The following is a 12062-nucleotide window of genomic DNA, read 5'->3' as shown; positions in this document are numbered from 1 at the left end:
ATACAAGTCTAGCGGGCCCCAACGGAGCCCGCTATGTTCATTGGTGGAAGGTTCTCGTTAGCAAATACGGCTTTTGTTACAGCTTTTGTTCCGGCAACAATCCATGTTCGGATTGATGTGCTTTACCGATTTTTAGTGCCTGTGAAATGCTGGCCACGTGTTTACCAAATTCCTCGCCAAGCTCAAGGCCTTTGTCATACAGGGATTGCGTGAGCGGGTCTTCTACCTCTTCGATTGGAGATGTGACCCCAAGTCCGTAATAACTCCCGTATAAGGCGTTTTCGGGAATATTGGCCGGTAACCCAACCACAACCATGCCTTGGTGTAACATTGGCGTGATTAAATTGAGCATGGTCGCTTCGATTCCTCCATGTATGGTTGCTGTGGTACAGAACACAGCGCCAACTTTTCCGACGAGTTCCCCTCTGGACCAGATAAGCCCCAATTTGTCGATCCACGTTTTTAACCCGGCGCTGATCGTACCGAAGTGCCCTGGGCACCCCCAAATAATTGCATCCGCATCGGCAATGTCGTGGACATTCGTCTTCTGCACATGGTTGATAAAGACTTCTGCGTCTTTGACACTGCGGGCGCCTTTCCAAATTGCGTTTGCGACCTGTTCTGTGTGTCCGCCTTCGCTATCGTACACAATATATATTTTCATTTGGGGATCCCTCGTTTCAGTGTTCTTTTCGTTTGGATTTCTGTTTAAAATTCATCAGCGTCTCGCGATATCCAACGTCTCCGAGCGGTTCCTTTGGTTCCTTGTCGTTTCGAGCCTTTACTCCTTTTGAAAAGCTACGAAGCGTTTTTCGGTAGTTGGTGTCGTCCAAATACGCGTCTTGCGTTGTTTGCGGCGTCATTTGGAACTCGCGGAGTGCGCGGCGAAAATCTTCGTCTGCATTGCTCTTCAATTGAAACGACTGGGTCGACGCTGTGCTGGGAGCGGGCGCCTGTTGGAAAGCTTCCTTATCTGATCCGGTTTCACGTGGGCGTTGCGTCCCTTCATTGGGTGGCTGTTCGTTTGTCGTATCGAAGTACTCTTTACCTTTGAGTTTGATCTCAGGTAAAAAGAATGTGCCGATAAAGCCAAGGATGGCGAACACCAATCCGACTTCAAACAAGTGTTGAATCCCAAACGTCAGAGATGTTTTCACTGCGTCCATCAATTGCAGGTACATCTGGTGTCCAGCCGTGCCAAATTTCGAAAACGACTTGGACAACGCCTGTTGCGCTTGCGGTGTCAACAGGGTTTGCGGGTTCATGGAGCTCAATTGATTTTTGAATGATCCAAGCGAAGCTGGCATCGTCGCGTTCAATTTATTGGTGAATTCCTTGTCGAGAATCGACCCGAAAATCGGTAACGCTACAACGCCACCGAGCGATTGAACGAACTGTTGCGTTGAGTTCACAGTCCCCATCATTTTGTATGGGAACGCATTTTGTACCGCCATGTTCATCAGTGGCATCAGTGAACCAATACCAAGCCCCAAAACAACCATATTGAGGACAACGGTTGGCCACGTTGTATGCACGTTCATTTGGTTTAGCAAGAATGATCCAACGACGAGGATGGCACCGCTGAATACGGCTAGTATCTTATATCGACCCGTTCGCGACATAATTTGCCCGGATACCATACTGCCGACAATAAATCCGATCATCATCGGAGACATGACCCAACCGCTGTTTTGCGCACTCAGCCCAATGACACCTTGCACATAAATGGGCAAAAACATCAGGCTTCCGTACATGGTCATTGCAACCAGTATGCCTAGTATCAGTGACGTGCTGAAGACTCGGTTTTTGAATAACTTGGGGGAGAGCACCGGATCGGCCGCTTTCCGCTCCCATAGGACGAACAGTGCAAGAACAATTGCGCCACCGATAAACAGCGTGAGTTCAATCGGGGAACCCCACGCGTACTTTGTACCTGCCCAGGTAAATCCCAGCAAAATGGGCAGTAGGCCAATGATCATGATGACGGAGCCGAACCAGTCCACTTGCACCCTATCTGCCGCCCGTACTTTAGGCAAGGTCACCACGACCCCAATGATGGCGAGCGCTGCAAACGGTAGGTTAATGTAAAATACCCAGCGCCACGAAAACGAATCGGTGATCCATCCGCCAAGAGCCGGTCCGATGATGCTAGAGATACCAAAGGTGGCCATCATGACGCCCATCCAGCGGCTGCGTTCTTTGGGATTAAAGATGTCGCCAATGGTCGCCCGCGGCATACTTTGCATGGCGCCCGCCCCAATGCCTTGAAAACCACGTGCGATAACGAGTTCCATCATGGTATGGGCTTGCCCGGAAATGGCCGAACCGACCCCGAACAGAATCAGTCCCAATAAATAGAATGGTTTACGTCCAAACACATCGGATAACTTTCCGTAAATTGGTATTGTCACCGCTGAGCCCATCATATAGGCAGCAGTAACCCACGCATATAAACTAAGTCCCTTTAAGTCGCCAATGATGGTCGGCATGGCCGTTGACACGACTGTGGAATCCATGGACGAGAAAAACATGGTCAGAAGTACAGTCGCAAGTGCCCACCACTTCTTTTGGCCTGTGATCTGGTTTGTTGTTTGTACGGTTCCTTGAGCCATTCTTTTACCTCTCCTTAACGAGTGAACCCGCAAATTCCCCTATGTTCGTTGCGTTCGCAATCGAGGATAACGACTCCAATGTGCAGACAAATGACGCAAAATCGTCCGGGTCCAACTGTCGTAGACAGTGTTGCACGATTTGTTGTCGTACATGTAAAACCTGATTGAGTTTCTCTTCACCGCTAACGGTGAGTGCGATGTTCACCACTCGACGGTCCAAAGTGTCCCGTACTCGATTGACAAATCCCGATTTTTCCATTCGATCCACCATAGCCGTTATCCCACTAGGAGCTACTTCCATCTTTTCGGCCAGTTTTGACACACTGCATTGGCCTTCTTGGTGAATGAAATACAACATAACGAACTGACCAGGGGTCAACCCTAACTGCGCGCGACTGATTAATTGTGGACCGAGATTTTGCATCAAGGCGCGCAGTGATTTTTCGAAGCGCTCTGTCAGTACATCGAAGCTCTGTGGAAGCATTCTGATTCCCTCCTTTATATTTTCGTTTCATAATTATTTTTATCTATAATATTTTAACCGCTTTATCTTTATACAGCGTAAACAAAAAATCGTCAAGAAAAAAATTTTAGGTATTAAACAATGTTGGCGGCTATCTCCAATCTGTAACGAAGCGGTGCGTGGTATCGTCTAAGCAGTGCAAAGCTCCAGGTTCGGGGAAAGATTGGTGACAGTCGTTGGGGGAGTATCAAGATCTGCCACTCAGGATAATGGACGAATACGGGCAAGGAATTTGGCGCTATGTGTACTCCATGACGAAGAACACAGCTGCCGCCGACGATTTGTCGCAGGAAGTTTTCATCCAGGCATATCAACATTTGAGCCAGTTTCGCGAGGGTTCGAGCATGAAGACGTGGTTGTTCGTCATCGAGAAACATAAATGTATTGACTATTTTCGATCAGCCTTCGTTCGCCGAGTCACGTTTCACGCCCGAATGGACGACGTGTCCGATGATTCTGTGGAGGAGCGCGTGATTGCGTCGGAGCAGCGCAATGCCGTGTGGGCTGCGCTATTTCAATTGAAGCCGGATGCGCGGGAACCAGACGAATGCGCTCAATCAGCCAGTGGTGCAGGGATTGCCGGCGGCTGGGCTCGGTGGGACGTTGCAGGCGCTTGAGCAGTGCGCGGGCAAACCGATTCCGGGCGTTACCATCAACGGTGTGAAGTCCTACACGTTTCCGAAGCAACATTTGCTGGTGACTGCAGAGGACGGGCGCATTACGTCGATCCAGTTGACGACGCAAGGGAGCGTCGCACAGGCGAGACAAGCGTTCGCGAAGTGGTTGCCGGAAGATGTCAGCCTCGCGCATCCGGTGCGGACAGGGACGAGTGGGGATGGAACGGCGTATCAGCTGTATCACAGCGCAGCCTTGGCGCAGGCGTTGCCACAGGCGCGTTTTGGGGCAGCTGCACCGGGGACGTTCCGTGTAGAAGCTGAACCGTGTGCTGGGAACGCGGTGCAGATGTTCGCCATACTTGGGAATACCGATAACCAGGCGGCTGACGGCGTCGCTGTAAACCATCATGCGACAGCGACGCTGCCGGATGGTACGTTCATCGACGATGAGATGGCCGCGCACAAGTGGGAAAACTTGCTGCTGCAGGTGCAAGTGCTGGGCGTGGCCCGCGGAACCTATGAAGAAGCCATCGGCAATCACTCGGAAGTGAAATGGCACAAGACGCTACATGTCCATGGGGAACCGGCGTGGTTTGCATTGGCGGAGCAGACACCTCCTGCTGCACAGGCATCTGAGCAACCGACCTATACGTATTGGTTGATTGTCTTGCGGCCGTATCCCGGGCGTAGCGACATGAATTTGGCCTATGCCCTGACCGGCACTGTGGCAGGGGGGAATCTTCAGGCCGCAGAGCGAGCGATGCAAACCGCCGCTTCGGGATGGAATTTCCCGACGAAATAAACGCTGTCCACCCCGCATATCATCACGACACATCGACGTGTGCGTGCAAACGAGATATGCGGGGTGAGGCAGGTGGAACGCGATATTGAGCGCATCCGACGGCAAATAGCGGCCGGGGCGGCCCAGATTTTGTCGCATCAACGCGCGGATGGTGCCTTCTCGTACGGCTGTGAGTTGAGCCCGTTCACCGACGCGGTGATGATGATTTTCTTGCACCTCATGGGTGAGGCGGATGATTTGCTGGTGTCGGAATTGTCTGAGACGGTGGCGCAGGCACAGAAGCCGGATGGGCGTTTTGTCGCGTATCCTGACCAGACGGATAACGTGTCGCTGACGACACTCTGTTACTTCGCGTTAAGGCTGTCGCGCTACTCGCTGTCATCGGGGCGCGAAGACAAGACCAGGCAGTATATCCTCCAGCACGGTGGTATCCGTCACACGTCCAATCTGACCAAAATCATCCTCGCGTGTGCCGGACAACTCTCTTGGCGGGAGTTGCCGCCGCCGTTTATCGACGTGGTGCTCTGGGGAACGCGCGCGCCTGTCAACCTCTATGATTTTGCCAGTTTCACTCGCCTGCACATGGTGCCGTTTATGCTGCTCTCGCATCTCGAATACCAGGTGCCGGTACCGGAGGAATGTGGTGTCGCGGATCTCGTCGTCCCGTCGTTCGGCGTGCCTTATGTGCGCTTGCCGTTCGACCACCCAAAGGCAGTCGCAGCCGCACGGCAATTTATCTTAGACCGCCTTGAAGAAAACGGTACACTCGCAAGTTACCATTTGGCCACAGTCCTGAGCGTCTTGGCGCTCAAAGCCGTCGGCGATCCCGATGATGCCGACGTCATTGCGAGTGCAGTGGCTGGGTTGAAGGAGATGGTCTCCCGGCACGATGACAGGGTGTACCAACAACAGTTTACGTCGACGGTGTGGGATACGGCGCTCTCTATGCGCGCGTTAGCCGCGACCCGCTTGCCGGCATGCAGTGAGGCGCTGGCGCGGGGGGCCGAATATCTGCTTGAGCGCCAGCACGTGGACGTGGGCGACTGGGCCGTGCGCGCGCCAAAAGCGAAGCCGGGCGGCTGGGGATTTTCAGATATGAACACGAAATATCCGGACGTCGACGACACCGTGGCTGCGTTAAAAGCCCTGCACCCGTATCAACCACAGTGCAGGGTGGCTTGGCGGCGCGGCGTGAAGTGGCTGTTGGCGATGCAAAACGAGGACGGGGGGTGGTCACCGTTCGATCACAACGCCAACAAAGCCTGGCTGGAGCACATCCCCATCAACGATATGGGGCGCGCGATGACAGATGCATCGACGGCGGATATTACGGGGCGGGTGTTGGAGACCATTGGATCGACCGGTATTCGCGCACAGCCGGCCGTCACGCAGGCGGTGCAGTGGCTGATAACGAATCAGCGCGAGAACGGGGCGTGGTTTGGCCGCTGGGGCGTGACATTCATCTACGGCACGTGGGCGGCGGTACGGGGGCTGCGCGCCGTCGGCATGCCGCGCGATACGACGACGCTTCAGAAGGCGCGCGCGTGGTTGGAATCCGTGCAGAACGCGGACGGCGGATTTGGCGAATCGTGCGCGAGTGACCAGCGGGATGAGTATTGCCCGCTCGGCTGGAGCACGGTCTCCCAAACTGCGTGGGGATTGATGGCCTTGATGTCGGCATCGCCAGGTCTGACTGACCCCATTCGTCGGGCGGTCGCGTATTTGCTCCAATGCGGCGCAAAGCCAGGGGGTTTTGTGGAATCCTATCCAACAGGTGCGGCCGTCGCTGGTCAGGCGTATATCCGCTATCACAGTTATCCGCAGGTGTGGCCACTTTTGGCGTTGTGTATGTACGTCGACAGGTTCCGGCAACACTGAATCGGTTCGTCGCAAATTGCTGCCGTACGTTCTGTGCAATGGCGGTGTGCGGCATGGCAGAAGGAAGATGCAGATGTTCGATGGCATCGTGAATCGCGTTCGCTTGGGCTGGAAGATGGTGTGCGGACGCGACAGAAGGCAGGTTGCAGAACTCGTCTCGCGATTGAATCAGGCGGTTGGCTCGGACGCGTCACCCAAGCTTTCGGCCGAAGAGAAAGCGATTGTCGAGCGCATTCTGGCGAAGACGCGCGAACACAATCGCAACAACCTGACGCGCACAGAGGCATACTTGGCATTTTATCGCGACAGGCCAGAGGTCCATTGGGCGCTATTGGCGCACATGGTCTCGCGCAATGGCGGCTGGAGCATGTCAGACGTCAAAGGCGAGTGGTTCGCGCGCATTGCCGAAAAGGTCGAGCAAACCCGTTTTTTCGAGTTTCTGGAGCGAGCGAATTGGCTGATTTTCGGCGATGCGTATCCGCAACTGCTCTTGTACGCGGAGTCGGTCACATCGGGGCGCAACTTGTGTCACTTGTTGCCCGCGCTCGGCGTGTCCCGATTCATGTCGCCCGTTTGGGAATTGTTTATGCAAACCCATGACCCCTCATTATTGACGCACGCGCTCATCATCAACGAACAGAATTTCATCGAGGCGCGCGTCGTGCAGAATGCCAAGTACGCTGAGAAGGTCCTGTTTACGCCGGAATTTCAGACCCAGTCCATTCTTGGGCTCAATCAAGTGGTCTTCCCGTACCGCGAGGAGGAGACGGGCGCCATCCGCCTCGCAGGTACCGTAGTTGCACAGTTTGCCTCGCTTGACGCGAGAATTGCGACGGGCAAGAAATTGTATCGCATTCTGTTTCACAAGCCTGCGCTTTGCGAGGCGATAGTGGCGTTTGCGGTCGCTACAAAGCACACCGGGTCTCGCGCGGATTACTGGCCAAACGTCTTCACGCCCACGCAGCGGGATAACTTGTTGGATGCAGGCTATCAGCCGTGCTTCATCGAGCGCACGGGCGCGGCGAGAATTTATAGTCCACGCCTTTCAGCCGTGTGGCCGGACGTGTCGCATGCGCCAGTGGAGGCGGGGGATTGGTTTCACGACATGTCATCCGTCATTCACCTCTTCACCCCGGACACCACGGAGCCGACCGATTTTACCGCCGACTATGTGGCAGCGAGCCAAACGGTGGAGCACGTCATTCTGGCGAAGGAGAAGTTGGCGGCGCTGGCCAAACCGTTTCGCTGAAGTCTTCGCTACCTTAGCCCGAAAAGGCGTGCGCTATCTGGCCTCGAATGCCGATATGTGCGCGGAATACGCCGCCGGCGTGCGGTTGTGCCGCCTGCCTGTCTGCCCCAATATCGCGACTGGCGGACGTGATGTACAACTCGTCGAGATTCGATCCGCCAAACGTGCACGCAGTGACGCAGGAGACGGGCAGGGCAAGTTCCATCAGGCGTTCGCCGGTGTTTGGATTCCAGCGGGAGACTTTCCACCCTTCCCAGTGTGCTACCCAGATCATCCCTTGTGCATCGACGGTCATCCCATCGGGGAAACCGTCTTCAATGCGGACGGCGACGCGGCGGTTGCTGAGCGATCCGGTGGCGAGATCGTAATCGAACATGACGACTTCGCGCGTGGGTGTGTCGATGAAATACATCCGGGTGTTGTCGGGGCTCCAGCCGAGGCCGTTGGCAATCGTCAGGCCATCCAGTACTTTTCTTACGCGCAAGTCGGGTTCCAGGCAGTAAAGCGCACCGGCGGGGCGGTCCTCGCTGAAGGGCAGGGTCCCGGCGAAAAAGCGACCAGCGGCGTCACATTTCCCGTCATTGAAGCGGTTGTCTGGAATATCCGCCTCGACGGCGGCGAGTTGTGTGAGCTTTTTGGTGGTCAAATCCAAATGGTAAAATCCATCACTCAGCACCGCTACCAGCCCGCCGCGTTTGCGGGGCACGACGGCCCCAACGTAGTCACCGACGTCAATGACCTCATCTCGCCCGGTGAACGCGTCGTATACATGTACGTGGTGTCGCACAATATCCACCCAGTAGAGACATTTTTTCGCGGCATCCCAAACGGGACCTTCCCCGACCACCGCCTTGGCATCCAGTAAGAGTTCCACGGTCTTCACTCCCATTCACAGTCGCGTCTTGATTCGACCTTCTGGGCAAATCATAGATGCTCGCGGACGGACTGTCTATCTATTCCATCAATTTCGGATGTTTGCTTGAAGATGACGACAAAAAAATCCCCGACACCGATGTCGACGGTGACGGGGCCATTCGGGTTTGTGCGTCTTACTTGAGCGTTTTGCAGATTGATAAAGCCTTGTAGGACAAGGGCTTGGAAGACATGAAAAAGGACTTCACCCCAACCTTCGAGAAGATTTCAAGTGACCAAACCAGAAATTTTCGAGGAGGGAAGTCCCACTATGTATATTCTCCAACCATCGCTCTTTTCCTTTGAGGACTGGCTAGAAATTGACTCCAGCGATCGTCTGCCCTTGTTCTTTGCTGTCTTGGATTTACAACCCTATGCTTCGAAATTGAGAAAACAGTCACCCCAAGGCGCGAAACCTATGAATCGTGAAGCGATTCTGCGTGCACTGCTGGCTGCTCCGCTTGAAGGAATCTCAACGTTCACAAGGCTTCATGAACGGTTGGCGCGAGATATACGCTTTCGCTACCAGTGTGGGTTTCGAATCGACGAAGCAGCCCCGTCGGTCTCCACACTGAGTCGCGTGTTTTCAGCCGTTGTTGAGTTGGGTCTCGCTGAGAAGCTCTTCATTGACCTGGTCAGTCAATGTAAAGAAGCGAGCATCATCAACGGTCGCCATTTGGCTGTGGACAGTGCCGCCGTGAAGTCCTACGAGAAAAAGCAACCTAAGTCCAAGAGCCAGGAAACGGGCAATGCCAACTGGGGCGCAAAATACGATACCTTTGGCAACAAACTTGCTTGGTTCGGATACAAATTCCACTTGGCTGTGGACACCGCGAGTGAACTGCCAGTTGCTTTGGATGTCACACCAGCGAACGTCTTTGATGGTGAGATGGCGGCGCCATTGCTGGAACACGTCGTGACGACGCACGGTTGGAAAATCGACTTTGTCATGATGGACGCTGGATATGATCAAGTCAAAAACTATGAAACGGTTCGTCAATATGGTGCACAGGCAATTATCGCGATGAACAAGCGCGGTGAAAAAGAACCGCCTGAAGGAATCGCATCGGACGGGACGCCGCGTTGCACGATGGGATATGACATGGTGTATTGGGGTGCAGACGGTGACCGACTAAAGTTTCGCTGCCCGCACGCGGTTGGGAAGGTAGATTGTCCGCTTGGAATCGCGACATGTTCCGAATCCAACTACGGTATGGTGGTCAAAAAGCGGATCACAGAAGATATTCGGCGTTACTGCGCACCACACCGAGGCACGCAGAATTGGAAGCTGTTATACAACGAGCGAACTGCTGTAGAGCGTTGTAACGCAAGACTTAAGACGAATTTGACGGCGAACGACGTCCATGTCCGAGGCATTCGAAAAGTAAAGACGTACATGTTCCTCAACGCGATCGTGTTACTTGCATCGGCACTAGCTGTGAACCATATCGAACGACACAAGAAAACTGCATAAATCATAACGAGTTGACCTGACGAGAAACGGCGCTCGAATACCAGTATGTGGAATTCAGTTCACTTACCCTAGATGCTGTTCCTTTTTCACCTCTACCCAAAACGACCATTCTGCAAAACGCTCACTTAAGTAGACGGACACGGGGCCGAAATTGTTTCAAGTGTGCGCGAAATAATAAAAGAGCGCTTCGGATGGCAAGGTGCGCAAGCGCCGCCTAACGCCCTGTCCACAACTCGGGTGTGACGCTGTAAATCCGGGGGTCTTCCCAGACGCCGTTGATGTTCAAATAGTATTTCGCCAACCCTTCGTAGTGAAATCCGACTTTTTCCACTACGCGCAGTGAGGCGATATTGCGCGGCATGATGGCGGCTTGGACGCGGTGGAGCTTGGCGTCCTGAAAGGCGAAGCGAACGGCTTGCGTGAGCGCCTGTGTCGCGATGCCCCGGTTGTTCGCGTGCTGCGAGACAAAGTAGCCCACTGTGCAGCTGTGCCATGAGCCACGCACGACGTTTGAGAGGCTCATGCGCCCGATGGGGACAGGTGTCGCATGATCGCCCCTATGCGCACAAATGGCGAATGTATAGGCGCTATCTTCCTCCCACAACCGCCGCGCATTGTTGAGCAGTTCGATTTGACCTGCGCGGGTGAAGTAGATATCCGGCCGCTTCGGTTCGTAGGGTTCTAGGAATGTCCGATTCTCCACATATAGATTGACGAGATCGTCGGGTGGAATTTCAAAAATCGGCTGTAGCGTAATCTCCTGGCTAATCAAGTTCGATCCCCCTCGACGTAAGGGTGCAACAACGCGTAAATCGCACGAATGGATGGCACCGGTATTGCGTACGTCTTCGCCATCTCAAGCACCGCTCCTTGTAAACTGTCAATTTCTAATGGTAGCCCTTTCTCTAGGTCGCGGTGAAGGGAGGAGGTCATACGCGGTGAAACACTTTCGAGTTTGCGCATGACTTCCTCTCTCACATTTGGCGGTAGTGTTCCTTGTTTTGCTTGCGCGACAGAGGCAATCTCCTCAATCATATCGTGAAGGAAATCTTTCGATATTGAATCGCTGAGAATCTCGCCGATGGGTTTCCGGGTCGCGGCGGTGATGCCACTAAAGGCAGTGAGGAAAATGAATTTCTTCCACACTTCCTCCATAATAGACGGACTTTGTTGTACGTTGACACCGCTTTGTCGAAAAGCGAGTTCCAGTTCATTGACGAGGGCTTGATTGGTGGGGTGGAGCGCCCCGAAGACGATATCATGCATGGGGCTTGTATGAACAATGGTCCCCCGTGCATCCAGCGTCGCCTCGATATAGCATACGCCACCCAAAACGGCTGCTTCTCCAAACGCAGACACCAGGGTATCCATGTGTTGCACGCCGATTAAAAGGGGCAAAATTTTGGCACCTTTTTCAACCAGGTGGCGTATTTGGGGGATAGCGTCGTTCAAGTTATAGTTTTTAACGGCCACTATCAGGACGTCGGGATGGTCTATGTCGTCAGGGGACACGGCCAGTGTGGGGGCAATGTCGAAATCCCCGTGGGTGCTCTGGACATGGAGACCTGTCGCTTTCAGTTGCTGGTACCGGCGCTCCCGAACTAGAAAAGTCACCTTTGTTCCTGCGGCTGCGAGTCTTCCGCCAAAGTATCCGCCGACGGCGCCTGCGCCGAGAACTACAATATTCATCGTCATTCCTCCCAAAGCGTCCGATGGACAATCGCGACCAAAGCGTGTTGGCCTGTCAGAATGCTTCTGTGCTATATCGTCTGAAGTGTCATTGTATTCATGATAACACGTAGGTGGGGGCGTTCTGTGCAGGTGGCAGGTGGCAGGTGGCAGGTGGCAGGTGGCAGGTCAGATAAGGCACGATATTTGCGCTATTTTCGGATTTTTGTCGGGATCGACCGATTTAAGACACGTCAGATGCGCTATTTACTCAAAATCCGCCGAAAAGAGGCGAAAATCAGAGATTAGTGCAGTTTTTATACCTTA

At 53.9% G+C, this 12062-nt stretch carries 12 protein-coding genes; 6 read left to right on the top strand and 6 right to left on the bottom strand.

Annotated elements, in window-relative coordinates; translation table 11 throughout:
• Positions 1-76: 76 nt before the first annotated feature.
• From K1I37_RS18540 to K1I37_RS18530, 3 genes are read right to left on the bottom strand one after another with little or no spacing between them, the layout of a single operon-like run.
• Positions 77-664, bottom strand: coding sequence for an NAD(P)H-dependent oxidoreductase (locus tag K1I37_RS18540; RefSeq protein WP_021295240.1), 588 nt, complete (start codon positions 662-664; stop codon positions 77-79).
• A gap of 16 nt (positions 665-680) precedes the next feature.
• Positions 681-2612, bottom strand: coding sequence for an MDR family MFS transporter (locus tag K1I37_RS18535; RefSeq protein ID WP_021295239.1), 1932 nt, complete (start codon positions 2610-2612; stop codon positions 681-683).
• A 4-nt stretch (positions 2613-2616) separates the two neighbouring features.
• On the bottom strand, positions 2617-3096 hold the full coding sequence (locus tag K1I37_RS18530) for a MarR family winged helix-turn-helix transcriptional regulator (protein WP_021295238.1): 480 nt from the start codon (positions 3094-3096) through the stop codon (positions 2617-2619).
• 215 nt (positions 3097-3311) lie between these two features.
• Between K1I37_RS18530 and K1I37_RS18525 the strand changes: the two genes are divergently transcribed.
• The 4 genes from K1I37_RS18525 (at position 3312) to K1I37_RS18510 (ending at position 7681) form a co-directional block, all read left to right on the top strand.
• Entirely contained in the window at positions 3312-3752 is a 441-nt protein-coding gene (locus tag K1I37_RS18525; protein ID WP_152498720.1) for a sigma-70 family RNA polymerase sigma factor, read from the top strand.
• Positions 3664-4554, top strand: a complete 891-nt coding sequence (locus tag K1I37_RS18520; protein ID WP_161624324.1) for a hypothetical protein — start codon at positions 3664-3666, stop codon at positions 4552-4554. The genes K1I37_RS18525 and K1I37_RS18520 overlap by 89 nt, the downstream gene beginning before the upstream one ends.
• Positions 4555-4617: 63 nt before the next feature.
• Positions 4618-6432, top strand: a complete 1815-nt coding sequence (locus K1I37_RS18515) for a terpene cyclase/mutase family protein (RefSeq protein ID WP_021295235.1) — start codon at positions 4618-4620, stop codon at positions 6430-6432.
• A 73-nt stretch (positions 6433-6505) separates the two neighbouring features.
• The gene (locus tag K1I37_RS18510; protein WP_021295234.1) at positions 6506-7681 is read left to right on the top strand and encodes a DUF2515 family protein; all 1176 of its coding nucleotides are present in this window, start codon (positions 6506-6508) and stop codon (positions 7679-7681) included.
• 13 nt (positions 7682-7694) lie between these two features.
• Here K1I37_RS18510 and K1I37_RS18505 read toward each other — a convergent pair whose 3' ends face one another.
• Complete coding sequence (locus tag K1I37_RS18505; protein ID WP_021295233.1) at positions 7695-8555, bottom strand: SMP-30/gluconolactonase/LRE family protein; 861 nt, start codon at positions 8553-8555, stop codon at positions 7695-7697.
• Positions 8556-8864: 309 nt separating this feature from the next.
• Here K1I37_RS18505 and K1I37_RS18500 point away from each other — a divergent pair, with 309 nt between their 5' ends.
• Positions 8865-10067 carry a transposase gene (locus K1I37_RS18500; RefSeq protein ID WP_242215902.1) on the top strand — a complete coding sequence of 401 codons (1203 nt, stop codon included), beginning with the start codon at positions 8865-8867 and terminating at the stop codon, positions 10065-10067.
• Between the two features lie 214 nt (positions 10068-10281).
• On the opposite strand, the gene K1I37_RS18495 is transcribed toward K1I37_RS18500, so the two are convergent.
• A complete protein-coding gene (locus tag K1I37_RS18495) occupies positions 10282-10839 on the bottom strand; it encodes a GNAT family N-acetyltransferase (protein ID WP_021295204.1) in 558 nt (185 codons plus the stop codon).
• A complete protein-coding gene (locus K1I37_RS18490; RefSeq protein WP_021295203.1) occupies positions 10836-11756 on the bottom strand; it encodes a ketopantoate reductase family protein in 921 nt (306 codons plus the stop codon). Before K1I37_RS18490 ends, K1I37_RS18495 begins: the two co-directional genes overlap by 4 nt.
• 126 nt (positions 11757-11882) lie before the next feature.
• Here K1I37_RS18490 and K1I37_RS18485 point away from each other — a divergent pair, with 126 nt between their 5' ends.
• Positions 11883-12044 carry a hypothetical protein gene (locus K1I37_RS18485; protein ID WP_021295202.1) on the top strand — a complete coding sequence of 54 codons (162 nt, stop codon included), beginning with the start codon at positions 11883-11885 and terminating at the stop codon, positions 12042-12044.
• Positions 12045-12062 lie beyond the last annotated feature (18 nt).

Source organism: Alicyclobacillus acidoterrestris, from assembly GCF_022674245.1.
GTDB classification, from domain to species: Bacteria; Bacillota; Bacilli; order Alicyclobacillales; family Alicyclobacillaceae; genus Alicyclobacillus; species Alicyclobacillus acidoterrestris.
Note: the sequence above shows the minus strand (reverse complement) of the source record. Positions and strands in the feature narration are given on the sequence as shown.